Origin of the sequence: Rhizobium sp. CG4 (assembly GCF_023701965.1) — a bacterium.
Classification (GTDB): Bacteria; Pseudomonadota; Alphaproteobacteria; order Rhizobiales; family Rhizobiaceae; genus Agrobacterium.
Genome location: NZ_JABAEG010000005.1, coordinates 351,682 through 377,419 on the forward strand (window position 1 = coordinate 351,682; position 25,738 = coordinate 377,419).

Consider the following 25,738-nt stretch of genomic DNA (forward strand, 5'->3'; position numbering starts at 1 on the left):
TTCAGTCAGGATTGGGGGTGTCACGCTGCGTCGCTTGCCGCACCGACGGATCTTGTCAGATCCTGCATCAGCAAATCCCAGGCATCGACTGCAGGATCAAGGACGGTGGTGAGAGCATCAAATTTACGGCGAGTAATGGCGCGAGCAAGCTGGAATTGCACAGTCTTGGAGATTTCTGCGATGCGCAGCGCATGTTGTTGTGCTTCGCCAAAACGGACTTCTCCACCCAGCCATTGTAGGTGGCTGGCGGTCAGTTCGAAGTTGGCGCCAAGCTGCCGCAGGGTATTGAACGCGTATTTGTGGAAAAAGCCGAATGGCCTGTCAGCCATCGCTTCAACCTGCGCAGGGAATACCTTGGCAAAAGCCCGGACCGGATTTTTGGACGGACGCCGCGCAAAGTGGTGTCGCAGCAGCTGCTCGGCAACCGTGCGAATATGATGCTGCGAAACAGGTGCGTCCGGAAATTTTGCAAATTCCGTATAGGGCAGAAAGGGTGGTGCAGTCTCTTCAAGATGATGCTGGAACAGCCCTGAGAAATCATCGCCCTCAAGGTGGAAGAAACCGGCATTGTGGAAATAATCGAGAGAGCGGTTTTTGACGTCGAGCCGGTTTATCGCAACGGTGGTCTTGCCATGCTCCTTGCCATAACCGACCCCCTGGGTATCCGGCATGTAGAAGCTGTCCATTTCCAGCAGGCACAGACGGCCACGCTCAATCTGGGTCAGCACATGATTTTCAACGTTATCGAAAATCGCAAGTTCGGTCACGCGGATCCCGAAGAGCGCCTCAAGATCCTCAAGGGGCACCTTGAAGAAGGTGAACTGGTCTCCTTCGAAGTCTTGCGACAGGGTAAAACCGAGCATGGCTTCCGGTGGTAGGCCAGCGGCTGACAAGACCTCGATCCACAGATCGACATAACAATTGGTTTCCGGCCACATGCGCTCGGACGCGTGCAGCGGATGCTGGATGTAACCATCCGGATTTATAGCCGGAAAAACCTTTGTCATGTCATCAGCCCCAGAGCGTTTCACGAACCGTTGCTGGCCACTCCTGAACGTCGAGACCATGTTTGGCGAACAAAGCAAGCGCAATACGCTCCAGTCCGAAGCCGACACAGGCGGTGTGCGCAACTTGTCCATTGTCGAGGTTGAGCCCCCATTTCGTGCCGAATGCATCCTGATGGTAATTAAAGCTCATGCAGGCAGTCTTGTTGGCTGCCGACGTAACCGGGATGAGCAGTTCAAATTTCAGGTTCTGGTCACGCTGGTTGTTGGCCAGCATTTTACCGGCACGACCAAAGAACGGATCGTTGGCAACGTCAATTTCAACGTCCAGGCCAACGGCTTCCATCATTTTCACACCGCGATCCATCCAGGTCTGACGGAAATCGGTCACGTCTTTTTCAGTGCCCATACGGACATATTCGCGCATGCGGAACAGTTGCTGACGGGCCGGGTCCTTGGAGGGCTCATGCCGGAAACAATAGGACTGAATATCGTAGAGACCGCCGTCTTTTGGCAGGTTTCCGCGCTTGGCGATGGTAGGGTACAGCGGATAGCAGGCGGCCGGAGTCAAGACGATATCGGTCGCCTTCTGTTCCTTTGTCCAGTCGTCACCTTCATCCATGCATTTCAGCAGGTTGATGTGATCCAGTTCACAGCCGCAGAACGAATGAACCGTGCCCGCCAGCTGCGGGAAACTCTTCATGTAGCCGCTTTTTTCAAAATGGGCGCGGTTGATACCGGGCGGAAAACGAATGGCCTCCGCACCATCAATGCCGCCGGTGCGGTCAATCAAACGTTCAAAAGCGGTGATGACATCCTCGAACTGGCCGCTGCGGCCATAGAGGCCATCAACACCCGTATCAATCAGCAGGCCCTTCTCGAAGAGACGGTCCAGAAATGAGGTTTGCATATCCATTTTTTTATCCCAACAGGCTGGTGTCTTGCTTGTGAACAAGCAACAGATTTGCCGTATTGCCCAAAATACGATCGTTCGAGATCATCAATTGTGCGGAATGCGCATCGCGCAGATGGCGTCCGACACTATAGGGCGTACCGTTTTTGTAACCCATGATGCCGCAGATCAGCAGGGCATGGTTGATGATGTCGAGTATGGTCTCCGACGAGCAGATCTTCACATTGTTCATGGTGACCGCAAAACCCATGGACATCAGTGCGTCAGGGTCTTTTTTGGTCTCGGCATAGGCTCTAAGGCCGGCAATGACGTTAGAGCGAACCGTTTGCAGTTTGCTCGATACTTCTGCCAGCCGGATGGCGCCGGGCGGTACGATGCCGGGTGAACGGCGTGCTGCGGCGCGGACAAAGCTTTGTGCCCGCATGACGGCGTCGGCTGCAATGCCGTGCCAGACGGCACTCCACAACAAGTGGGAGGTGGCCAGCATGGACTGGGCGGCGATTTCGGCAAAAGGCTTGGCAAATATCTGTACGGCAGGCGCTTCTGCCTTGAACAGGAAGCCATCCGAACAGGTGCCACGCATGCCGAGCGTGTCCCAGACATGGGTTTTTTCCAGGGAGTACTGATCTTTCAAAAAGACCGTCATCACCTGATCGGAAGAACTGGCATCTGCATGGGCACGGGATGTGACGAGGATAGCATCGGCGTCACTGCCATAGGATATAACTGTCGCGTCTTTTTGCAGGCGGCAGATCGTTCCCTCGCGCTCAATGGCGCAGATGGAATTACGCAGGTTTCCGCCGATACCGCCTTCGGTGGTTGCGGAGCCAAGCAGCAGTTGTTCGGCCGCGATGCGGCGCATGAATTGTGTATGCCATTCACTTTCTTCGCCATGTTCCACAAGGCTGGATGCCTTGATCTGGTGCATGGCAAAAATCATCGCAACGGCCGAGCAGGCCTGCCCGAGTGTCGAGCAAACCTCGGCAATCTGTTCAAGGGAGGCGCCTTCGCCACCCAGATGAACCGGAATCTGAATGCCAAGCAGCCGTTCAGCTTTCAGCGCGTCAACGGCTTCTTTGGGAAAACGTCCGGCATGATCGACATCATCGGCATGTTTGGCCGCGATAACTGCCACCCGCGCAGTCCGGGCTGCAAGCGCGGTTTCCGGCAGGGCAACAGAAACGTTCATCAGGCTGCCTCTTGGTCCTTGAGAATAAGGGTCACTGTGTCCTCAATAGCCTTGATGCTCGCAAAGGATTTGCGGTTCAAAAGATTATCAGGGAATTCGATATCGAATGCTTCTTCAATTCCAAGCATCAGTTGAACCGACGCGAAAGAAGAAAGCCCGGCTGCATAAAGATCAGCTTCATCGGCAATCGTATCAACGGAAACCGGCAACTGGCCGAACTTTGACAGTATTTCACGGATCTTCGCGTTCATCTCGACTGTATCTCCCTTCAAACTTCTGGATATCCTAGTCATTTGGATAATACTGAAAACATAAGATTCACCTAAACCATTAGGTTAATTGCTGATAACCATGCAGCCAAACACGGGAATTTCAGACCGGCTGTCCACCCGTATATTGATGTTACAGGGTGGTGCAGGATGGCTGAGACAAAGAGGATACCATGGCGCAATTGCAGAATTTGCTGACAGATGTAGCAGGTGTCCGTGTCGGGCATGCAACGGACCTCGCGCTTGGGTCCGGCGTCACGGCGATTGTTTTTGACCAACCGGCTGTTGCGTCCGGTTCGGTTCTCGGCGGTGCGCCGGGTGGCCGTGATACCGATCTGCTCAATCCGGCAATGACCGTTGAAACTGTTGATGCTTTTGTGTTGTCGGGTGGCTCTGCATTCGGATTGGATGCGGCGGGTGGCGTGCAGGCGGGTTTACGTGAACAGGGGCGCGGTCTGCAGGTTGGCACGACAAGGGTGCCGATTGTTCCGCAGGCGATCCTGATGGACCTGCTCAATGGTGGTAACAAGGATTGGGGCCGGCATTCGCCCTATCGCGACATGGGTTATGCGGCCTTCACGGCTGCTGACGACACGGCATTTTCGCTGGGAACGGTTGGTGCTGGCACAGGTGCGACCACTGCGACCTTTAAGGGTGGTCTTGGCTCGGCAAGTGCGGTGACGTCAGGTGGATATGTGGTTGCGGCACTGGTTGCCGTCAACGCGCTCGGCTCAGCAACGGTCGGCGATGGTCCGCACTTTTGGGCAGCACCGTTTGAGCAGGCGGGTGAATTTGGCAACAGGGGGTTTCCAGGCGGCTTTTCAGCGTCTGATACTGCTATGCGCTTGAAGGGTGTTACCCTGACGGCAACCACCATTGGTGCCGTTGTCACGGACGCGACGCTGAGCAAGGCGCAGGCCCATCGTCTGTCGATCTTGGCCCATGACGGCCTGGCGCGGGCCGTATTACCAGCGCATCTTTCCAGTGACGGCGACACAATGTTTGCCGCGGCCACTGGCTTGAAACCGCTGGAAACCGGTGTTCATTTTGCCGAGATTTGTCATCTTGCTGGCATTGTCATGGCTCGCGCGATTGCCCGGGGCATCTATGAAGCGACGGCGCTGCCAGTTGCCGGGGCGCAACCGGCCTGGCGTGATCGGTTTGTCTGAAACCGCTCACACCTCCGAGGCAAACAGTCGCAAACGCCGCAGTACGATTTTTTCGATCTCCAGAACGATCATCAGCACGATGCCTGTTAAAACCACGACTAGCCCGTCAAGCAGGGGCAGCGGTGCCGTTTCGAACATTGTCTGCATGAATGGTGTGTAGGTGAACAGGAACTGCGCCACAGTGACGGCGATAATCGCCAACAGCACCGGAGGTGTGCCCATTGCTCCGCGCAGGCTGAAAGACGTCATGTGCAGGTAACGCACGTTGAACAGGTAGAAAATCTCCATCACCACGATGGCATTGACCACCATCGTCCGTGCTGTGGTTTCTCCCAGTCCACGCCACAGACCAAACTGAAACATAGCAAACACACCAAGCATGAATAGGATTGAAACAAAAATCATCCTCCATAACAGGAATGGCGAGAGCATTGGTGCATCGCGTTTTCTTGGGCTTCGCTGCATGACACCAGGTTCCGGTGGCTCAAACGCCAGCACCAGCCCCAAGCTTATCGTGGTGGCCATATTGATCCAGAGAATATGGACCGGTGCCATTGGCAGGGTCAGTCCGAAGATAATAGCGATAATCACCGACAGAATCTCGCCGCCATTCGTCGGCAGGGTCCAGGAAATCACCTTGCGAATATTGTCGTAGACCGTACGTCCTTCGTGCACCGCCGCCACAATCGATGCGAAATTGTCGTCCAGCAGCACCATTTCGGCGGCCTCCTTGGCGGCCTCGGTGCCCTTATGACCCATGGCGACGCCAACGTCGGCCTGTTTCAAGGATGGCGCGTCGTTGACACCATCACCGGTCATGGCGGCAATGTCGCCGTTTTCCTGTAGAGCGCGCACGATCCGCAGCTTGTGTTCCGGGCTGGTGCGGGCAAAAACGCTGACGGTCTTGACGGCTCTTTGCAGGTCCATGTCGGAAAATGCATCAACCTCAACGCCCGTCAGCACCTCAGGATTGTCGGCAATGCCGAGTTGGCGGGCAATTGCCAGCGCCGTTGCGCCGTGGTCGCCGGTGATCATCTTGACGGAAATGCCTGCCGACCGGCATTGCGCTATTGCGGAAAGTGCTTCCGGGCGAGGTGGATCGATCAGGCCGGCTATGCCGAGAAAGACCAGACCGGAGGCCATATCGTCAGGGTTTATGTCTTGTTTGTCCTGCCGCGCCGGTTTGGTGGCAAAGGCCAGAATTCTCTGTCCCTGTGCTGCAGCGGCGGCAATTTTTTCCTGCCAATAGGTGATGTCGATTGGCTGGTCCGTATCGAGATCGGCTTGTCTTTGGCAGAGAGAAAGCAGTGTTTCCGGCGCTCCCTTGACGAAAATGACCCGTTCGCCTGACGGTGTGGCGTGGAGTGTTGCCATGTAACGATGGCGCGCATCAAAGGGGATTTCATAAAGACGCGGCCAATTGTTTCGCTGTTCTTCCTGCCCAAGGCCTGATTTCAGCGCAAGCGTCACCAGCGCACCTTCCATCGGATCACCCAGCGTTATCCAATGGGTATCTTTATGCGTCAGGACAGCGTCGTTACACAACAGAGCGGCGTTGACGAGCTGGTCGCGGGCGGGGTCGTTTCTCGCTGGCGTTTCGTTACCGGCTTCAACCAGCATGCCTTCTGGCTGATAACCTGCTCCTGTGACATCGACTGTCGATGACGCCGTGACCACGCAGGCGACGGTCATTTCATTTTTTGTGAGAGTGCCGGTTTTGTCTGAGCAAATGACCGAGGTAGCACCCAGTGTTTCCACGGCGGGCAAACGGCGGACGACAGCGTTTCTAGCGGCCATACGCTGAACACCGATGGCAAGGGTGATGGTGATAACGGCAGGCAGGCCTTCCGGTACAACACTGACCGCCAGCGCAACAACCAGCATCAGGGCGTCGGCCCAGTCATATTGATGGACAAGCAGCGCGATCAACAGCAGCACGGCGGCCAGAGCCAATGCTGCCCAGGTGATCAGTTTTCCGAAGCGGTTGATTTGCTCAAGCAAAGGCGTTGTCAGGCCTTGGACCTGGCTGATCAGCGAAGAAATACGGCCGATCTCGGTCGCGCCACCGGTTGCGACCACCAGTCCGGTTGCTTGGCCTGTGGTGACGATGGTGCCGGAAAAACCGAGTGAGCGGCGTTCTGCAAGGCTGGCATCTGGTTGCGATGGGCTCTCATGCTTTTCAGCAGGAACCGATTCCCCTGTTAGAATAGCCTCGTTGATCTGCAGATTGCGCGCACGCATGATGCGAATGTCGGCGGGAACCTTGTCTCCAGCCTCCAGCAGAACCACGTCGCCCAGCACGATCTGTCTGGCATCGATATTCTGCTTTTCGCCGTTTCTCAGAACCGTGGCATGCGGCGCAATCATGTTGCGGATGGCGTCAAGCGCGCTTTCTGCCTTGCCCTCCTGAATGAAACCGACAATCGCATTGATCGTAACGACTGCAACGATCACGGCAGCATCGACAAAGTGCCCAAGGAAGGCGGCAAAGGCGGCAGCAATCAGCAGGAAATAAATCAGCGTATTGTTGAACTGGGCGAGAAACCGCAACAACGGGCTGGTTTTGGGAGGTTCAGGAAGCTGGTTTGGTCCGTGGGTTTCCAATCGCCGTTTTGCTTCATCCGGGTGCAATCCGGCTTCATTACTATTCAGCTTGTTAACGGCGTGCAGAACTTCCAATGCGTGCCAGGGAACTGGCTGGCTGTTGGAGTTCGCGTCGGTTTTTGGCGGCGCTGAAACAGTCATGAATACCCCTGATTTTAGATAGACCGAACGGGGCGGCATATCTTGTCTATTTACAGGATAGGGGAACGATATGCGCAATCATTGATTGAAATCAATTCTACGGTCAAAATCGACCCTATGATCCTGATGACAAAAGCGTGCGCGCTTGGTGAGATTGTCGGGTACATGCAACGGGAGGTCAGTCATGACGAGCAAGATGCTTCTTACCTTCAATGCCGGTTCATCGACCGTGAAGATTGGTCTTTTTGCGGTCGAGGCGGATAAGGCCACCCGTGTTGGCAAAGGCATCATTGATTTTCGGGAGCGTCCGTTGGTTTTCCATTTGATGGAAGGTCCGCAAGATTTTGAAGTGCCATTGACCTCGGATGGGCAGGATGTCCTGCATGACGTGCTGGAAGAAACCTTTGGCTGGCTCGCCAAACATTTCAACCTGGATGATGTTTATGCGGTGGGGCACAGGGTGGTGCATGGTGGCGACAGGTTCGAAGGCCCTGTTGTTCTAAGCCACGAAACACGTGTCGGTATTGAAGATCTGACACCTCTTGCACCTTTGCATCAGCCACAAAGTCTGCGGTTGATCCGGGCGATTAGTCATCTTTTCCCTGATATGCCGCAGACGGTTTCATTCGACACCGCGTTTCACAGAAGCCAGCATCCGTTGGCGCAACGTTTTGCGCTACCCTCTGCCCTGCATGATGAAGGCGTAAGGCGCTACGGTTTTCATGGGCTGTCCTATAAATTCATTGCCAGTGCCGTGAAGCGCATCGCACCTGAGCTTGGCTCGGGGAAGGTTGTTGCCGCGCATCTGGGAAGCGGGGCAAGTCTGTGCGCACTGGAGGAAGGCATTAGCCGTGACACCAGCATGGGCTTTTCGACACTGGATGGCATCCCGATGGCAACCCGGTGCGGAGCGCTTGATGCCGGGGTTCTTTTGCATCTCCTTACTGAAAAGGGCATGAAGCCTGTCGATCTGCAGGAGTTGCTTTATCACAGGTGCGGCCTGCTTGGCGTTTCCGGCGTCAGTGCTGACATTCGTGATTTGCTAAAGAGTGAAAATCCCGACGCCAGACTTGCGCTTGATCTGTTTTCTTTCCGGATTGCCGGCGAGGCTGCACGGCTTGCGGCGACACTTGGGGGTCTGGATGCATTTGTTTTTACGGCTGGCATTGGTGAACATCAGCCGTTGATGCGCAAAAGCATAGCCGAGAGGATGATGTGGCTGGGTGTTGAGATCGATGATGCCGCCAATAATGAAAATCGCAGGCTGATCAGCAGTGAGGCCAGCCGGGTCGCGGTCTATGTTATCTCAACCGACGAGGAACAGACGATTGCGGATGAAGCTCTCTCTGTTCTTTCCGAATAAGGCATGAAATAACAGCGACCATAGTCCTGCTGAATGTGTCGAGATGGTTGATGGAAAATAGTGATGATGTCTTGCGACTGGTGTTGCGGATCGATTTTCCGCCAGATAGCAGGCTGGGTCATGGCAAGATCCGTCTGCTGGAGCTGATTGCCTCGACAGGATCCATCTCTGCCGCAGGACGCGCGATGGATATGTCCTACCGAAGGGCCTGGCTGCTGGTGGATGCCTTGAACAGCATGTTCCGCAGGCCGGTTGTCGAATCCCAGCGGGGCGGCAAGCAGGGCGGTGGTGCTGCCCTGACGGAGTTTGGTAATGAACTGCTTCACACCTACCGTAATATGCAGGAGAAGCTTGAAAAGGCTGTCAAACCAGAGTTGGACTGGCTGGAGAAAAACCGCCACCGGTCATCTGATGCCGGTCAGTAGCGGTCGAGTGCTGCCGATTTGACGATCGCAAAAACCGGCTTGCCCGGTTCAAGCCCCAGCCTTTCCTGAGACAGGGCGGTAATCCGTGACAGGATGGTATCGCCACCACAATTGATGCTGACGGTGACCATGCCATCGGTGGCGTCTGATATGTCCTTGATGGTGCCCTGCAAAATGTTCAATGCACTCAAACCATTGGGATTTTCGGTTGCCAGCATGACGTCGCGGGCAGGAATGTGCACACGCACGGTTTTGCCGATTTCGCCTGCCTTGGCAGGTATGGTGAGGCTTTTCTGTTTGAGGCGAACGGTCAGCAGTCCATATTTATCGTCAACCGCTTCGATCTTGCCGGAGAGAATGCTGCCCATTTCACGGCGTTCGAGTTGGTTGGAAAAGGCGGATTCACCAAGAACTTCGCTGGCGGGACCTGCCGCTTCCACCTTGCCGTCCTTCATCACGATGACCTTGTCGGCCAGACGGGCGACCTCGGCGACCGAGTGGCTGACATAAACGATCGGCAGGCGCATTTCGTCGCGCAGAAGTTCCAGATAGGGCAGGATTTCCAGCTTTCGGGCTTCATCTAGCGCCGCAAGCGGTTCATCCATCAACAACATGCGTGGTGAAGACAGAAGTGCTCTGCCAATGGCGACACGTTGTTTTTCGCCGCCTGACAATTTGTCCGGATGTCGCGACAACAGCGCGCCGATGCCAAGCATCTCAATGATGCGAGCATCGTTGGTCTGGCGGTTGGCCTTTGGTGTAAACCAGCGGCCATAATCCAGATTTTGCTGCACGGTCATGTGCGGGAAAAGCCGTGCTTCCTGAAACACATATCCAAAGCGGCGTTTGTAACCCGGCACAAAAAGTCGTCTGTCGGAATCCGCCAGCGTCGTGTCATCAAGAACGACCTTACCGTTATCGGGTTTCGTCAATCCGGCAATGATACGGATCATCGAGGTTTTGCCCGATCCTGAACGGCCGAAAAGTGCTGTCACCCCACGCTCGGACACAAAGGATGCGTCCAGATGAAAAGACTGAAAACGGTGATTGATGCTGACGGTAAGGGTCATTCTGCGTTCACCCGTTTTCCGACGAAGCGCGCCATGAATTCCGAGGCAAGAAGTGCCAGCATGGAAATGACAATGGCGACGATCGTCAACCTTAGCGCGCCGAGGTCTCCGCCCGGAACCTGCGTGAATGTATAAATGGCGGCCGACAATGTCTGTGTTTCGCCAGGAATATTCGACACGAATGTAATGGTGGCGCCGAACTCACCCATGGCCTTGGCAAAGGCCAGAATCATGCCGGCGATAATGCCGGGCAATGTCAGCGGCAAGGTAACGGTGAGGAACACCCATAACGGGCTTGCACCCAAGGTTCCGGCTGCCTCCTCCAGCTTTCGATCAACGGATTCGATCGAAAGGCGGATCGAGCGGACCATAAGCGGAAAGCCCATGATACCGCAGGCAAGCGCTGCGCCCGTCCAGCGGAAGGAAAAAACGATGCCGAAATATTCATCAAGATAGGAGCCGATGAAACCGCGTCTGCCAAACAGAACCAGCAGGATGAAACCTGTCACGACCGGTGGCAGGATCAGAGGCAGATGCACGATGCCGTTGAGCAGGGATTTTCCCCAGAAACGGCCGCGCGCCAAGGCCAGTGCGGTGATAATGCCAAAGGGCAGGCTGACCAGCATCGCGATGGTGGAAACCCATAAGCTGAGGCGAATTGCGATCCATTCGTCAGGGCCAAGTGTTAGCCAGTCCAATGCGGGTTTCCTTTATTCTTGTCAGCGAACGCCCCGGCCATGACCGGGGCGTGTATGTCTTTTCATCCGAGTGGATGAGGATTACTTTACGATTGTAAAGCCTTCCTTTTCGAAGATCGGTACAGCTTTGTCCGACTTCAGGTATTCGAGGTAGGCTTCAGCTGCCTGTGTCTTCGAGGAAGACAGGACTGCAACCGGATAGATGATAGCTGGGTGGGTATCTTCAGGGAACGTGCCGACAATCTTTACGCCTGTGTCAGCAGCGGCATCCGTCTGGTAGACGATGCCGTAAGGAGCTTCACCGCGCGATACCAGCAGCAGCGCTGCGCGAACGCTTTCTGCGCCGGCAACCTTGGCTTCAACCGATGACCATACGCCGAGCTTTTCCAAAGCGGCCTTGCCGTATTTGCCAGCTGGAACGGAATCAACTGCACCCATCGCCAGGCGGCCATCACCCAGCAGACCAGCCAGGTCGAAACCTTCCTTGATTTCAACGTCCTTTCCCTTGTCAGCTGGAGCTACCAGAACGATGCGGTTGCCCAGAAGGTTGGAGCGGGTGTCCTCCTTGATCAGCTTCTTTTCAGCGACATAGTCCATCCATGCCAGGTCGGCGGAGATGAAGATGTCGGCAGGTGCGCCAGCTTCAATCTGCTTGGCCAATGCAGAGCTCGCTGCATAGGAAACAGTGGTTCCGTTCCTGGTTTCCTTGGCCCAGTCTGCGTTGATCGCATCCAGCGCATTCTTCATGCTGGCAGCGGCAAAAACCGTTACTTTTTCTTCAGCAGCGGCTGTGCCGGAAAGCATGGCTGTGGACAGGAATACGGCTGCAACGGAAGCCGCGATTATTCTGAACATGTGGCGTCTGAGAAATTTCATGGCGGTTCCTTTTGGTCAGTCGATATGTTTTGTTGTATATGACGGTTTGGCTTAACCGAGAATGGATGTGTTTTCAAGAATACATCGGCTTGCGCCGACGTCGTATGCTGATGTCAGCCAGTCTTGTCCGTATTTGCGGCAAATAAAAACCGGACCTGCGGCGGTCGAGCACGCAGATCCGGTCAGAGAGGCCTTCTCAGGCAACGGGTGCTAGAAACGTGCCCCGGCAATGTGGGCAATCTGTGCGCCCGCTTCGTAGTAAAGTTCTTTGACGCTGCGCAGTTTCTGCTCTCTCGCTTCGGTCAGAGGCAAGGGCATGTTGTCTTCGGTGATATCACCGCTGACATGGCTTGCTATTGTTTTGCCGAAGATTGTGCCCGGCGCGATGCCGCGGCCGTTGTAACCAGAGAACCCGACGACATTGGGTGCGAATTTATGGAAACGTGGCAGGGCGTTATCCGTCATCCCGATCTTGCCGTACCATTCGGCGTCAAATTCTACTTTGCCAATTTGCGGGAAGAGTTTTTGTAATGAACGGATAGCCCAAGCCCGGTGAACGGCTAGACCAGTGTTGCGCAATGCACCGACGCTGCCGAAAACCAGCCGGCCTTCCTTGTCCAGCCGGAAAGACGACAGGATTTCCCGTGTGTCCCAGCATCCTTCTTTGCCCGGCAAAATGGTGTTGAGGACGGCTTTGTTCAGCGGTTTCGTTGCGAAATTGAAGTAGGGAAGATAGACCTGTTCCTGGCGAACGACTTCCCAGGGGCCGGTGCTATAGGCTTCCGACGCAACAATAATCCATTGTGCCGTGACGGAGCCTTTTGCAGTCCTGACGATCCAATTTCCAGCCTGTCGTTCTGTCGATAGGACCGGGCTTTCAGTGTGTAGCTGGGCGCCTGCATTTTGTGCGGCGCGGGCAAGGCCGCGTGCATAGGCGAGTGGCTGTAAGGTTCCAGCCCTGCTGTCGTGAAGAGCGCCAGCATAGGCGCGGGTGCCAACACGTCTGGCGGTCTCTTCCGCATCAAGAATTTTCACCGGCGCGCCGCGTGCGCTCCATTGGCGGCAGCGCTCCTCAATTTCCTCAAGGCCTGACTTGCCGACAGCGCAATGCAGCGTACCGTTCGTCTGCAATTGGCAATCGATGGCGTATTTTTGAATGAGCTCGCGCACAACCAGCGGCGCACCGCCCAGCAAATCCAGCAAGCGTTCGCCATAAACAGGACCAAGCACGGTTGGCAGTTCCTTGGGCATGGTCCACATGCCGCCATTGATCAGGCCGACATTTCGGCCAGCGCCGCCAAAGCCAAATTGTTTTGCCTCCAGTAGGGTTACCCGCGTGCCGCGTTCTGCCAGATGCAAGGCTGCGGAAAGGCCGGTATAACCGCCACCCACGATGACGACATCTGCCGAGACATTGCCTTGAAGCGGCGATGTTTCAGGCGGCGGGGGAGCTGTCATTTCCCACAGGCCGTGGGAGCGTGGATCGTTGTACATGTTCGCCATCCGGAAGTGGGTTTCTCCCGTTGACCGGGAGTGATTATGCTTCGAGCTTAGCGAGTGTGAAGGCTGTTGGATATCGACATATCGTCAACAGATCATTCCCTTAGGGAATAATGCCGATCTGCCCGGGTTTGTGCGAGGGCAGCAAGACAATGGTCTTTGCTAGAGGGCACAAAATGGCCAATGGACTTGCAACACAGGCACGCCTCAGCCAATAGTGTTGTTGAAAAGAGGTGTGCCACCTCATCGAAAGCGCATATCAGGGTATCTACCAATGAAGCCAATCTTCGTTCAATTGCAATGCACACCGGGCAAGACCTACGAGGTCGCGGATGCAATCTACAAAACGGAGCTGGTGTCCGAGCTTTATTCGACCAGTGGTGAATATGATCTGCTGCTGAAGATATACCTGAAGGAAGATCAGGATACCGGGAAATTCATCAACGATAATATCGTCTGCATCCCGGGCATCGTGCGTTCACTGACGACGCTGACATTTACGGCATTCTGAATTTTGTGAGCTTCCGAGCTTTGTCGAAATCACTCTCTTGTCGTGAGAGAGTGGTGATGTCGCTTTTTCGACATGAGACTTTCAGCGCATGGTTTCGCGCCGGATTTGTCCTAGGTGTTTCTGACATATAAAAAGCGCGGAGCGGTATAAAATACCAGGCTTCGCGCTTTATCTGTCGTGAAATATGGTTCAGCGTATAGGGATCGCACATCCGGTGTTGCGTGAGATTTCACGCGACAGCCGCGATATTGCGATTGTGAACGAGATTGCGAATGGCCAGTTTCACATCATCTGGCGTATCGAACCGCTGTTCATCGAGATCGTGAACGTGGAACTTCACCGCGATGAACTTGAAACGATCATTATCCGGAATGACGATGCCGACTGGTTCACCGGCGAATTCTATAACTTGCTTTTGCATATGCCTACTCCCGCTACAGCTCGATTGCTGTGGCTTTGTCGAATAAATTTTGAAATGAATTGAACGGTGTTCAGGTCACATTCGACAGAAGCAGGAGCACGAAATTGTGCGCTCGTGTTTAAGCACAATACGACCAAGGGTGGCGGCATTGAATGTTAGTTTAAACATGTCACTCTCCTTTGTTCGCGTGTTGCACTAAAACCGGAGTCTAAGCTCCAACAAGTTGCTTCGTAGCCGAATTCTAAATCAAAATCAACGTAAATGATTATGCGCAGAATATTTTTCTTTATGATGACAGATTTCGGGCGGAATTGTGAAATTTTGTTTTCGTGCGGTCTCCATCAGGCCTCCACCCGCTCAGCACAAATCTGCTTTTGGTGAACATCCGCGTTGAAACGTCGGGCATACCGATTGGTTCCGGCGATTGTGGAAAAAAAACACGCGGCTGGATCAGCGAAATGTGATCGGAATCAATTGTACGAAAAAAATTATGCCGGAGGGTATTTGTGACTCTGTCCGGTAAAGTCGGACACCGAATAACAGCCATCGCCCGTCTGGCGGATCACCGATTCGCCGACCGGCGCTTTGCCGTAGCCGCCAGGAATATCCAGAATATATGTCGGCTGGCAGAGGCCGGAGATATTGCCACGCAATTGCGCGACTATTTTCTGACCTTCCTCGATGCTCAGACGAAAATGTGATGTACCTGGCGCAAGATCGGGGTGATGCAGATAGTAAGGTTTGATTCGAGTTTCGACGAAAGCGCGCATCAAATCTGCCAGGATGGTGGCATCATCATTAATGCCCTTCAGCAGAACGGTCTGGCTGATCATCACAACACCCGCATCAACCAACCTGTTGCAGGCAGCGCGTGCTTGTGGGGTCAGTTCGTCGACATGATTGGCATGTAGTGCCACATAGGTGGTCTTACCACTGGCTTTCAGTGCATCGACAAGAGCGTCGTCAATTCGTTGCGGCTCGACGACAGGCACGCGCGTGTGGAAACGAACGATTTTAACATGGTCGATCGCTTTCAGCGCCAACATGATTTCGCTCAGCCGGCGAGCCGATAACACCAGGGGATCACCACCGGTCAGGATGACTTCCCAGATCGTCGGGTTGTCCCTGATATAGGCGATGGCCGTGTCCAGCTCTTCGCGGTTCAATGTGCCGTTGCCATCAGGCCCGACCATTTCACGGCGAAAACAGAAGCGACAGTACACCGGGCAGATATGAACGGCCTTCAGCAACACACGGTCAGGATATCGATGCACGATGCCCGGAACTGGGCTGTGCGCCTCATCACCAATCGGATCTTCGCGTTCAGTATTGGTGATGGTCAGTTCGGCTAGGTCCGGTACGAACTGACGGCTTATCGGTCCATCACCATTTTCCTGTTGTATTAGGGCTGCGATATCAGGGGTGATGGCCACCGCATAACGCTCTCCAACCGGCGTCAGGCGATCAGACGCCGGTGCGTCGATCAACCCGGCCTCGTTTAAGGCCTTTACCGATTTGAGGCTGCGGGTAATCGTTGTCATCTCCCGTATTCCGCGACTGGTGCCCACATGACGAGATCGATACGCGGAGCGCCGGTTGCCAGCATGACAAGACGGTCAAATCCAAGCGCGATGCCGCTGGCGGCTGGCATCAATTCCAGCGCTGCCAAAAGGTCTTCATCCAGCGGATATGTCTCGCCATAGACACGTTGTTTCTCAATCATTTCCTGCTCGAAACGGATGCGCTGTTCTTTGCTATCGGTCAGTTCTCCGAAGGCATTTGCCAGTTCCACACCGCAGGCATAAAGCTCAAAACGTTCGGAGACGCGGCCATCCTTCGCTGTCCGGCGGGCGAGTGCGGCCTCGCTCGACGGGTATTCATCGAGAATTGTCACGCGGCCATAACCAAGTTCCGGTTCGATACGTTCGACGATGACGCGGCTGAACAGGTCTGCCCAGGTGTCGTCAAATGATGTGCGGATGCCGGCATTTGTCAGTGCGGCTTTCAGATGGTCGCGATCTGTCTCGCCATTTTTATCAATGCTGGCCAGAAGGTCGACGCCCGCATAACGCTCGAACGCTTCAGCGACACTTATTCTTTCCGGCTCCAGAAATGGATCGACACTACGACCATTGTAGGTGAAATGTTTCGTCTTGGTGGTTTCGGCAGCAAGGGCAAGAATGTCTGCGCAATCGGTCATCAGCGTTTCATAGCCGGTGTTGGCGCGGTACCATTCCAGCATGGTGAATTCCGGATGGTGCAACGGGCCTCGTTCCCTGTTGCGATAGACATGTGCGAAACAGGAAATGCGTTGTTCGCCGGCTGCGAGCAGCTTCTTGCAAGCAAATTCCGGAGACGTGTGCAGGTAAAGCGGAAAATGTTCGCCGGCCGTTGTTATGCCCTGCGTTGCAAAAGCATGCAGATGCGCCTCATTGCCCGGAGACACTTGCAGTGACGGTGTATCAACCTCAAGGAAGTCGTTTTTGGCGAAATAGGCTCTGAGATTTGACTGTATCGCGTTGCGCCCCAAAAGAAATGGCCTGCGGTCGGCATGCACATCCGGCGTCCACCATGGGGAAGATGTCTTGGCTGACGGGTTCATGGCTGGCTTTCTTTTTGGTCGATACAGTTGAAGGCTGGCTATTTGCGTGAATTTAAGGTACTTGCGCCCGGAAAACAGATTAAACGTCTACCGGCAGGCGCAGCCGCGCTGTCCTTTACGACGCATTTTACTGAGTTACAAGGAAGTCATATGGTCAAGGTTATCGCCTCATCTGTCCGTAAGGGCAATGTTCTCGAAGTCGAGGGCAAGCTTTACGTCGTTCTCACCGCCCAGAACTTCCACCCAGGCAAGGGCACGCCTGTTACACAGGTGGATATGCGCCGCATCGTTGATGGCGTGAAGGTTTCCGAGCGCTGGCGCACGACCGAGCAGGTTGAGCGCGCATTCGTTGAAGACCTGAACTTCCAGTATCTTTACGAAGACGGCGAAGGCTTCCACTTCATGAATCCTGAAAACTACGACCAGGTTGTCGTAGACGTCGAGACCATGGGTGACCAGAAGGCCTATCTTCAGGAAGGCATGACCTGCGTTCTGTCGATCTATGAAGGCAACCCGCTGGCTCTCGAACTGCCACGCCACGTGACGCTTGAGATCGTTGAGACCGAGCCAGTCGTTAAGGGCCAGACAGCGTCTTCGTCCTACAAGCCTGCTATCCTGTCCAACGGCATCCGTACAATGGTGCCGCCGCATGTTGACGCTGGTGTTCGCGTTGTTATCGCAACCGAAGACAATTCCTACGTTGAGCGTGCCAAGAACTAATCAGCTCGAACCGAGTTGACAGCAAAAACCTCCGGCCAAAACCGGAGGTTTTTTATTGTCTTGCCAACAAAAAAGCCCGCAACATGTGTTGCGGGCTTTTGTTTTGGGATGCGCTGGCAGGCAGCTTACATGGCTGGCTTGGCAGGTGTCGCGCCAATGGCGTAACCGCCACCGATAGCAACACTGAGGGCGACGTAGTCCTGCGCTGTCTGCTGTACAGCCTGAGCAAGGCTTGCCTGGGCTGTCGAAACGGAACGCTGTGCGTCCAGCACGTCGAGCAGCGAAGATGCGCCGTCACGGTAGCTGGCTGTCGAGAGCGAAAGCGCTTCGTTGTAAGAGTTGACCGTTGCACGCAGAGCACTGGCCGTGCGCTGGTCACGGTTGATGGCTGCAAGTGCGTTTTCAACTTCTTCAACGGCGGTAAGGACCGTCTGTTTCCAGACAAGGTACTGTTCGCGTGCGGAAGAGTTGGCAATGTCGACGTTGGCGCGCAGGCGGCCACCGTCAAGAATTGGCAGAACGAGCGACGGACCGAAAGACCAGGAGTTGGACGAACCACGGCTGCCACCGCTGATGCGCGAGTAGCTTGGTGTGATCGTGCCGCCAAGCTCGATGCTTGGATACAGCTGCGCTTCGGCAACGCCGATCTGAGCGACCGCTGCTGCCAGTGTGCGTTCTGCTGCACGGACGTCAGGACGGTTGCGGATCAGGTCGGCCGGAATGCCGGTCTTTGGAATGGAGCGCGCAACAGGCTGGCGTGCGCCGCGCTGCAGTTCCACAACCAGCGACGATGCAGGCATGCCAAGCAGCGTTGCAACGCGGTGTGCTGCACGACGGAAGTTGGTTTCAAGGTTCGGAATTTCTGCGAGTGTCGAGTTTACCAGACCTTCGGACTGTACAACGTCCAGACGGGAAGCTGCACCGGCTTCAAGCTGCAGCTTGGTCAGGTCGAGTGTTTCACGACGCGATGTCAGGTTCTGACGGGCAATTGCCAGACGCTCCTGATAGTAGCGCGCATCGATATAGGCCGAAACAAGCGAAGACAGCAGCGAAAGCTTTGCAACATCGGCGCTTGCGTAAGCGGCGTCGAGGTTTGCATTTGCGGCTTCCTTGGAACGGCGATACTGACCAAACAGATCCAGCAGCCAGGACACGTTTAGCGATCCAGCCGATGTATTGGTGACACTGCTGTCTGCCGTTGGCAGGCTGCCCTTGCGGCCGCTGGTTGTGTGCTGGCCCTGGGTCGTGAGGCTTGGCAGTGCACCCGCGCCGGCAACAACCACGCTGGCTTCAGCCTGATTGATGCGCTCCAGTGCCTGAAGCACTGTCAGGTTCTGCGCCAAGCCGGTGGTGACGTACCCATTAAGACGGCTGTCGTTGAAAGCATTCCACCAGGCAACTGTTGAAACATCGCCATTGCTCGTCTTGCCGCCCTCAGCAAATTTTGTTGGCAATTGAATTTCTGGTGCCTTGTGGTCTGGTCCCACAACGCAGCCGGAAAGCAGCAGCAGGGCCAGTGGAATGGAAGTCCGAATGGATAGCATCATAATACCCTAAAAGTTTCGAGATCTCACGGCTGCCCCGAATACTGGCCCCGATCAGCATTTATGGTGAATCGTAGCATAAGGTTTGCTACGATTCGTATATTTTTTAACAATCAGAGAAGTGCAGGCACAACGTTTTTTCTGTCAGTGTGACCGTTTTGATATCTTTCTGATGATTACGAAGAACGACGGTACGAAGAATACGCCCAGAACCGTCGCTGCAAGCATGCCGCCGAGAACGCCGATACCGATGGCGTTCTGAGCTGCAGAGCCAGCACCCGTTGCGATTGCAAGCGGTACCACGCCAAGAATAAACGCCAGTGACGTCATGATAATCGGGCGCAGACGCAAGCGTGCTGCTTCCAATGTGGCATCGAGCAAGCTTAACCCATGCTCCATTCGTTCCTTCGCAAATTCCACGATCAGGATCGCGTTCTTTGCCGCCAGACCAATGGTCGTTAGCAGACCAACCTTGAAGTACACATCGTTGGACTGGCCAAAGAAGTGTGCTGCCGCCAGAGCACCTAGCACGCCAACCGGAACGGCCATGATGACCGAGAACGGAATGGACCAGCTTTCATAAAGTGCAGCAAGGCAAAGGAAGACGATGAGGACCGAGAGAGCATAGAGGGCAGGAGCCTGCGAACCGGACAGACGCTCCTGATAGGAGATGCCCTGCCAGGCCACAGTGTAACCACCGTTGAGGCTTGCCGTCAGTTTTTCCATCTCATCCATGGCAACACCCGAGGCAATGCCTGGTCCGGCTGTACCTTCAAGCGAGATCGCCCCCGTGCCGTTGAAGCGTGCAAGGGTTGGAGCGCCGCTTACCCAGGATACTTCCGAGAAGGACGAGAATGGCACCATTTCACCGCTGCTGTTACGGGCGTACCAGAACTTCAAGTCGTCCGGTTGCATACGGTATTGTGCGTCACCCTGAACATATACCGGTTTCAGTTCACCATTCAGCGTGAAGTCATTGACGTCACGACCGGCAAAGATGGTCGAGAGCATCAGGTTGACCGAGGCAAGATCCACACCCATGGCGCCCATCTTTTCCTGATCAAGGTTGATCTTCATCTGCGATTCGTTATCGCGGCTGTTGCTGCGCAACGAGCTGATGTTCGGGTTGGACCCGGTCATCTGGATCAGTTCCTTCGATGCAGCTGTCAAGGCGTCATTACCGTTACGACCACTGTCGACCAGATACATTGAGAAACCGCTCGACGTACCCATGCCCTGAATAGCAGGCGGAAGCAGCGGGAAGACCTGAGCATCACGGTATGTGAAGAAGGTTCCCATGGCGCGTTGAACAATCGCTCCAGCGTGCTGTTCAGGTTTGCTGCGAAGCGAGAAGTCCTTCAGCTTGGTGAAAACTATCGCGTTGTTCTGGCCGGAACCGGTGAAGCTGAAACCAAGAACGCCGAATACAGAATCGACATTGTCTGCTTCGTTTTCGCGGAAATATGTTTCAACCTGTTTTACAACCGCGTTGGTCCGCTCGATCGTCGACCCTGTTGGCAGCTGAACGATTGTCAGCAGAACGCCTTGGTCTTCCTGAGGAAGGAACGAACTTGGCAACTTGGTGAAGAACCAGGCGCAACCACCGATGACGATGGCGAACATCACCATGACGCGCAGAGGGCGCTTTAGCAGGTAACCGATGCTCGAAACATAGCCATCAGTTGTTTTGCCAAAGCCTCGATTGAACCATGCACCGGGACCACGCTGTTTTTTGTGGTGGTCTACAGGCTTCAGGATCGTAGCGCAAAGTGCTGGTGTCAGAACGATTGCGACGACGGCAGACAAAAGCATGGCCGACACAATGGTGATCGAGAACTGGCGATAGATAATGCCGGTGGAGCCGCCGAAGAAGGCCATCGGAATGAACACGGCCGTCAGAACCAGGGCGATACCAATGATCGCGCCGGTAATTTCACCCATCGACTTTTCGGTCGCCTCGAGAGGCGGAAGCCCCTCATCGGACATGATACGTTCGACGTTTTCCACCACCACGATCGCATCATCCACCAGAAGGCCGATGGCAAGCACCATCGCGAACATCGTCAGCGTATTGATGGAATATCCCGCCAGCGCAAGAATGCCGAATGTGCCCAGCAGAACCACGGGAACCGCGATCATCGGAATGATCGTTGCTCTCAAATTCTGCAGGAAGATCAACAGAACCACGAAGACGAGAATGATCGCTTCGATGAGTGTGTGAACAACCTTCTCGATGGAAAGTTGAACGAATGGCGTGGTGTCATACGGGTATTCGATGACAACACCTTCAGGTAGGCCCTGCGAGGCGACCTCAAGCGCTGCCTTCACTCGGGCGGCTGTATCGAGAGCATTGGCACCGGTTGCAAGATTTACCGCGAAACCGGAGGATGGACGGCCGTTCGAGCGGGAATCGCCGCCGTAGCTTTCTTCCCCAATTTCAATGCGGGCAACATCGCTCAAGCGGACGGTTGCACCGTCCTTTTCGACTTTGAGGATAACCGATTCAAAGTCCGCGACGGTTGTCAGCTGGCTCTGCGCGGTAATCGTAAGGTTCAGCTGTTGACCCTGTACGGCTGGCAGTGCACCAAGCTGACCAACGGAAACCTGAGTGTTTTGGCTCTGAATAGCCGTAGTGACATCGCTGGTCGTCAACTGATATTTGTTGAGCTTGAACGGATCGAGCCAGACGCGCATGGCGTAACCGGAACCGAAGATGTTGATGCTACCAACACCTTCAAGACGCTTGATCTGGTCTTCGATGCGGGTTGAGAAAATGTCACCCAAATCCACCGATGTACGTTTGCCATCGGTCGAAATCAGCGCACCGACCATCAGGATGCTCGACGTAGAGCGGCTGACTTCAATGCCGGCCTGCTGTACAACATCCGGCAGCTGGGTCTGGACAAGCTGCAGCTTGTTTTGCACCTGAACCTGAGCAATATCCGGCATGATGCTGTTACCAAAGGTCAGCGTAACGGACGAGCTACCAGTTGAAGATGAGGACGTCATGTAAGTGAGGTCATCGAGGCCGGTCATGCCGTCTTCGATAACGGTCGTCACCGATTTCTGTACTGTTTCCGCGCTCGCGCCATTGTAGCTGGCGCTGATGCGAACCGTTGTCGGTGCGATATCTGGATATTGCGAGATAGAGAGTGTGTTGATGGCCAGCAAGCCGCCAAGCATAATCACAATCGCTATCACCCAAGCAAAGATTGGGCGCCGGATGAAGAAGTGGGCCATATGTGTTTCTGCGCCTTCGTTGTTACGGTCGTCGGGCGATTGTCGCGATTATCAGTTTGCGGGAGCGGCTGCTGGAGCCGCTGGCTGGGTTACCACCAGTCCCTTGTCGTCAATTGTTACTTCAACAGGTGCAATCGGTGCGCCGTCGCCAATCCACTGGAAACCATCCACAATCAGCTTGTCACCGTCTTTGACGCCTGTGGTTACAAGCCAGGAATTGCCTGACTGGCTGCTTTCAGCAAATGTGCGCGTTTCAACGGTACCCTTTTCGCTGACAAATTTTGCAGTCAGTTCGCCGCTGGGGTTTCTGTCGGCAGCACGCTGCGGAATAAGGAAGCCTTTTTCCTTGCCGATCGTCAGCGTGGCGCGAACGTACATGCCCGGCAGAATGAGGTCATCCGGATTGTCGAACTGGGCGCGGATGTAATAAGTGCCGGTGGTTTCGCTCACCGCCATATCCGACATGTCGACCTTACCGGCATGAGGATATTTCGTACCGTTTTCCAGGGTCAGGTGGAGGTCGGCCTCGGCATTGTTCGGTCCCTTTGAGCCTGCGGCAACTGCCGTGCGAAGACGTAGCAGATTGGCACTGGATTCAATCAGGTCAATGTAGATCGGATCGATACGGCGCAGTGTGGTCAGCGCAGCGGACTGGTTAGCAGTGACTACGTTACCGATGCTGAAGCTGGTCGATGTGGTGATGCCGTTGAACGGTGCGCGGATTTTCGTTAGGTTGAGATTGATATCAGCCGCCTGAAGCGCCGCCTTGGCCTGTGCAACATCTGCTTCGGCCTGAAGCAATGTCACCTTAGCATTTTCATATTCAATCTGCGTTGCACCGCTGTTGACCAGACGCTCATAGCGGGCCAGGTTTGCCTGAGCGCTTGGAACACTGGCTTCAGCCTTTGCAAGGCTGGCGCGGGCCTGCGCAACTTCGGCGACATAGGTGTCGTCTTCGATTTGGTAGAGCAGGTCTCCCTGCTGCACTTCGCTACCTTCCTTGAAGGTGATCTCGCGAATGATGCCGGTGACGCGTGGGCGGATTTCCGCAGTCTGGAAGGCGCTGGCACGGCCGGGCAGTACCGTCGTCAACGGCTGCTCGGATTCTTTCATGATGACAACGCTGACAGGAGCAGGTGGACGTTCTGGCGCTTGCGCCTGTGCAGTCTGCTTTTCATCGCTGCAGCCTGCAACCACGCTAGCCACGCACAGGGCGGCAAGAACCGGAAGGATACGTCTTGTCATTCGTGTTTCCCACATAAGAGCCAGCTCTGCGGATAAAGAGAGCTTTTTCTGATGATCCGCAAGCCGGAGCTGATTTCAAGCAATTATCAATAATGAACCAAAAACATCCGGCTTATTGGATACAATGAGCCGGATGATTGAATTTCGTCAGTTGTTATCAAGTGACGTAAAATTAAAAGCGTCACTTTGCAAGTGTATTTCGCAGCGCAGCATCCATCATATTGACGAGTTTCGTGCAGCGTGTGGCTAAAATATCCGGGTTCTCACCTGCGATGAGCACAGGATGGATAACGCTGACGAGGGCATGATTGATGGTATCGGCAGTTTCGTCGAGATCGTCTGTCTGGTAAATTCCAAGCTTGATGCCGGCTGCGATAATTTTGCTGACATGCGCATTGAGAACCTGAAGATATTGCTCGCCGCAATCCAGCTCCTGTTTGGCCATCAAAACCAACATCTCAAACACATAAGGTGTTTCTTCCAGCGTCACGACATGTTTGCGCATCAGTGACAGCGCCATCTGGTGCAGTCGCTCATAGGGGGGCAGCGTGGTGTCCATGGCATCTAGATCATTTTGCAAAGATGTGATCTGTCTAAGGACGATGGCGTCAACCAGCGCGACCTTGGAGTGAAAATGCTTGAACACATTGGCTGGCGACATCGACATTGCCGCGGCAATGTCGGCAATCGTCACAGTCGAGAAGCCGCGCATGCTGAACAGCTTCTCGGCCGTGGCCAGAATTTCACTGCGGGTTTCTTCTGCAGGCCGCCGCAGCCGCTTCCGGGGAAGCGCGGTTTTTGCTGTATTGCTGACGGTTTTCATGGATGCAGATGAGTTTACCACAATCAGGCTCCGGTAAAATAGGGCTCCAAATTCTTGCGAACACGTTCCAATGGTGTGTTTTCGCTATTATCAGGAACGAATGTTTTCCCCGTTATTTGCTCATATGCTCTTATATACACATCCGATGTGTCCATGACGAGCTTTTCCGGAATCTCCGGAATGTCGTCCTTATAGGGATCGCAGCGTTCAACCACCCATGCTCTGACAAAGTCCTTGTCGAAGCTCGCGGGCCGTGTACCTTTTTCAAAGCTTTCGCCATAGGATTCTGCAATCCAGTATCGGCTGCTGTCAGGTGTGTGAATTTCATCGGCAAGAATGATGTTGCCTTCGGCGTCCGTGCCGAACTCATATTTGGTGTCGACGAGGATCAGGCCATGTTTGGCGGCGATCTCCTGGCCGCGCTTGAACAGGGCCAGGGCATATTTTGATAATGTTGCCCACTGCTCCTGCGTGAGAAGCTTCTTTTCAACGATTTCATCCGGTGTCAGGGGCTCATCGTGTCCGCCATCAAAGGCCTTGCTGGTTGGGGTAATGATCGGTTCCGGCAGTTTCTGATTGTCGCGAAGGCCATCCGGCAGAGTGATGCCATACATCTGGCGCTCGCCCTTCTTATAAAGAGTAAGGATGGAGGTGCCTGTCGTGCCGGCCAGATATCCTCTGACAACGATCTCAACGGGAAGAATATCGAGACGTTTACCGATCACCACATTGGAGTCCGGATAGCTGATAACGTGGTTCGGGCATATATCTGCGGTTTGCTCAAACCAGTACCGTGCTGTTTGGGTCAGCACTTGTCCCTTGTAAGGAATGCAGGTCAGGATACGGTCAAAGGCGCTGATCCTGTCGGTCGAGATGATGATGCGGGAGCCATCCGGCAAGTCGTAGTTCTCGCGTACCTTTCCGCGATAGTAATTGGGAAGTTCGCGAATAACGGCTTCTTCTAGTATGCGCACGGCTGCTCCAATCCTTGTTTCAAGCGGGCCTGTCAGTGGCCTCAGTCGAATAGTGCTGGCAATTCCTATGGCATTTTTCAAACGACAGGACCAGCATATGCTTTTAAGCCGCCAAAATCGGTCAAAATCTACAAACGTCATCATTTCTCTAATAAAAACAGTAGTTTGTATGATTTTATTATAAATATGAAAAAGGGCTGTTGACTTGTTTGTTGGGATAGATTTATAAGTCCGCTCACTGAACGAGGGCGGCGGCGCTGCTGGCGACGGACTGCTTCGTTCTAGAGAAATCACGATAGATTGGCTTTTGTGGCTGGTTTGTTCCCAGGGTTTTCGGATTTTGGGGTTGGATTTTTGGACACTGATGTGTGTCAGTTTTTTGACAATTGAATATGAGAAGAAAGAGAAACGTGGGCGGCGAAGCTTGCGGGACCTTA

General features: G+C 54.4%; 22 protein-coding genes. 5 read left to right on the plus strand and 17 right to left on the minus strand.

Features of this window, described 5'->3' with window-relative positions; translation table 11 throughout:
- Positions 1-20: 20 nt before the first annotated feature.
- From HGO37_RS16935 to HGO37_RS16950, 4 genes are read right to left on the minus strand one after another with little or no spacing between them, the layout of a single operon-like run.
- Complete coding sequence (locus tag HGO37_RS16935; RefSeq protein ID WP_250984326.1) at positions 21-1,007, minus strand: DUF1839 family protein; 987 nt, start codon at positions 1,005-1,007, stop codon at positions 21-23.
- 4 nt (positions 1,008-1,011) lie between these two features.
- A complete protein-coding gene (locus tag HGO37_RS16940) occupies positions 1,012-1,920 on the minus strand; it encodes an amino acid--[acyl-carrier-protein] ligase (protein ID WP_192490356.1) in 909 nt (302 codons plus the stop codon).
- Positions 1,921-1,924: 4 nt separating this feature from the next.
- Positions 1,925-3,106 (minus strand): acyl-CoA dehydrogenase family protein, encoded by a 1,182-nt coding sequence (locus tag HGO37_RS16945; protein ID WP_250984327.1) that lies wholly within the window; start codon positions 3,104-3,106, stop codon positions 1,925-1,927.
- Complete coding sequence (locus tag HGO37_RS16950) at positions 3,106-3,357, minus strand: acyl carrier protein (protein WP_250984328.1); 252 nt, start codon at positions 3,355-3,357, stop codon at positions 3,106-3,108. Before HGO37_RS16950 ends, HGO37_RS16945 begins: the two co-directional genes overlap by 1 nt.
- A 191-nt stretch (positions 3,358-3,548) precedes the next feature.
- Between HGO37_RS16950 and HGO37_RS16955 the strand changes: the two genes are divergently transcribed.
- Positions 3,549-4,544: a P1 family peptidase gene (locus HGO37_RS16955; protein WP_250984329.1), complete on the plus strand. Its 996-nt coding sequence runs from the start codon at positions 3,549-3,551 to the stop codon at positions 4,542-4,544.
- 6 nt (positions 4,545-4,550) lie between these two features.
- Here HGO37_RS16955 and HGO37_RS16960 read toward each other — a convergent pair whose 3' ends face one another.
- The gene (locus tag HGO37_RS16960; RefSeq protein ID WP_250984330.1) at positions 4,551-7,289 is read right to left on the minus strand and encodes a cation-transporting P-type ATPase; all 2,739 of its coding nucleotides are present in this window, start codon (positions 7,287-7,289) and stop codon (positions 4,551-4,553) included.
- A 184-nt stretch (positions 7,290-7,473) separates the two neighbouring features.
- Here HGO37_RS16960 and HGO37_RS16965 point away from each other — a divergent pair, with 184 nt between their 5' ends.
- Both HGO37_RS16965 and HGO37_RS16970 read left to right on the plus strand, forming a co-directional pair.
- Positions 7,474-8,652 carry an acetate/propionate family kinase gene (locus HGO37_RS16965; RefSeq protein ID WP_250984331.1) on the plus strand — a complete coding sequence of 393 codons (1,179 nt, stop codon included), beginning with the start codon at positions 7,474-7,476 and terminating at the stop codon, positions 8,650-8,652.
- Positions 8,653-8,702: 50 nt separating this feature from the next.
- Positions 8,703-9,077: a winged helix-turn-helix domain-containing protein gene (locus HGO37_RS16970; protein WP_250984332.1), complete on the plus strand. Its 375-nt coding sequence runs from the start codon at positions 8,703-8,705 to the stop codon at positions 9,075-9,077.
- On the opposite strand, the gene modC is transcribed toward HGO37_RS16970, so the two are convergent.
- The 4 genes from modC to HGO37_RS16990 form a co-directional block, all read right to left on the minus strand.
- Positions 9,071-10,147 carry a molybdenum ABC transporter ATP-binding protein gene (gene modC, locus HGO37_RS16975; protein WP_250984333.1) on the minus strand — a complete coding sequence of 359 codons (1,077 nt, stop codon included), beginning with the start codon at positions 10,145-10,147 and terminating at the stop codon, positions 9,071-9,073. The two genes, HGO37_RS16970 and modC, sit on opposite strands and share 7 nt — an antisense overlap.
- On the minus strand, positions 10,144-10,845 hold the full coding sequence (gene modB / locus HGO37_RS16980) for a molybdate ABC transporter permease subunit (RefSeq protein WP_250984334.1): 702 nt from the start codon (positions 10,843-10,845) through the stop codon (positions 10,144-10,146). Before modB ends, modC begins: the two co-directional genes overlap by 4 nt.
- Before the next feature lie 81 nt (positions 10,846-10,926).
- Positions 10,927-11,700 (minus strand): molybdate ABC transporter substrate-binding protein, encoded by a 774-nt coding sequence (modA, locus tag HGO37_RS16985; RefSeq protein ID WP_441296651.1) that lies wholly within the window; start codon positions 11,698-11,700, stop codon positions 10,927-10,929.
- Positions 11,701-11,931: 231 nt separating this feature from the next.
- Positions 11,932-13,215, minus strand: coding sequence for an NAD(P)/FAD-dependent oxidoreductase (locus HGO37_RS16990; protein ID WP_250984336.1), 1,284 nt, complete (start codon positions 13,213-13,215; stop codon positions 11,932-11,934).
- Positions 13,216-13,495: 280 nt separating this feature from the next.
- On the opposite strand from HGO37_RS16990, the gene HGO37_RS16995 reads away from it, so the two are divergent.
- Positions 13,496-13,732 (plus strand): Lrp/AsnC ligand binding domain-containing protein, encoded by a 237-nt coding sequence (locus HGO37_RS16995; protein WP_192490345.1) that lies wholly within the window; start codon positions 13,496-13,498, stop codon positions 13,730-13,732.
- Positions 13,733-13,961: 229 nt separating this feature from the next.
- On the opposite strand, the gene HGO37_RS17000 is transcribed toward HGO37_RS16995, so the two are convergent.
- The 3 genes from HGO37_RS17000 to epmA form a co-directional block, all read right to left on the minus strand.
- Positions 13,962-14,153, minus strand: a complete 192-nt coding sequence (locus tag HGO37_RS17000; protein WP_192490344.1) for a hypothetical protein — start codon at positions 14,151-14,153, stop codon at positions 13,962-13,964.
- Positions 14,154-14,641: 488 nt separating this feature from the next.
- Positions 14,642-15,694 (minus strand): lysine-2,3-aminomutase-like protein, encoded by a 1,053-nt coding sequence (locus HGO37_RS17005; protein WP_250984337.1) that lies wholly within the window; start codon positions 15,692-15,694, stop codon positions 14,642-14,644.
- A complete protein-coding gene (gene epmA, locus HGO37_RS17010) occupies positions 15,691-16,755 on the minus strand; it encodes an EF-P lysine aminoacylase EpmA (protein WP_250984338.1) in 1,065 nt (354 codons plus the stop codon). Before epmA ends, HGO37_RS17005 begins: the two co-directional genes overlap by 4 nt.
- A 150-nt stretch (positions 16,756-16,905) precedes the next feature.
- Between epmA and efp the strand changes: the two genes are divergently transcribed.
- Positions 16,906-17,475, plus strand: coding sequence for an elongation factor P (gene efp / locus HGO37_RS17015; protein WP_192490341.1), 570 nt, complete (start codon positions 16,906-16,908; stop codon positions 17,473-17,475).
- Positions 17,476-17,600: 125 nt separating this feature from the next.
- Here the strand turns inward: efp and HGO37_RS17020 are convergent, their stop codons facing one another.
- From HGO37_RS17020 to HGO37_RS17040, 5 genes are all read right to left on the minus strand, one after another.
- Positions 17,601-19,019: an efflux transporter outer membrane subunit gene (locus tag HGO37_RS17020; RefSeq protein WP_250984339.1), complete on the minus strand. Its 1,419-nt coding sequence runs from the start codon at positions 19,017-19,019 to the stop codon at positions 17,601-17,603.
- A gap of 144 nt (positions 19,020-19,163) precedes the next feature.
- A complete protein-coding gene (locus HGO37_RS17025) occupies positions 19,164-22,259 on the minus strand; it encodes an efflux RND transporter permease subunit (RefSeq protein ID WP_250984340.1) in 3,096 nt (1,031 codons plus the stop codon).
- A gap of 51 nt (positions 22,260-22,310) precedes the next feature.
- Positions 22,311-23,504: an efflux RND transporter periplasmic adaptor subunit gene (locus HGO37_RS17030; RefSeq protein ID WP_250984341.1), complete on the minus strand. Its 1,194-nt coding sequence runs from the start codon at positions 23,502-23,504 to the stop codon at positions 22,311-22,313.
- A 181-nt stretch (positions 23,505-23,685) separates the two neighbouring features.
- Positions 23,686-24,348 (minus strand): TetR/AcrR family transcriptional regulator, encoded by a 663-nt coding sequence (locus HGO37_RS17035; protein WP_250984342.1) that lies wholly within the window; start codon positions 24,346-24,348, stop codon positions 23,686-23,688.
- A 2-nt stretch (positions 24,349-24,350) separates the two neighbouring features.
- A complete protein-coding gene (locus tag HGO37_RS17040) occupies positions 24,351-25,301 on the minus strand; it encodes a phosphoribosylaminoimidazolesuccinocarboxamide synthase (RefSeq protein ID WP_250984362.1) in 951 nt (316 codons plus the stop codon).
- Between the last annotated feature and the right edge of the window lie 437 nt (positions 25,302-25,738).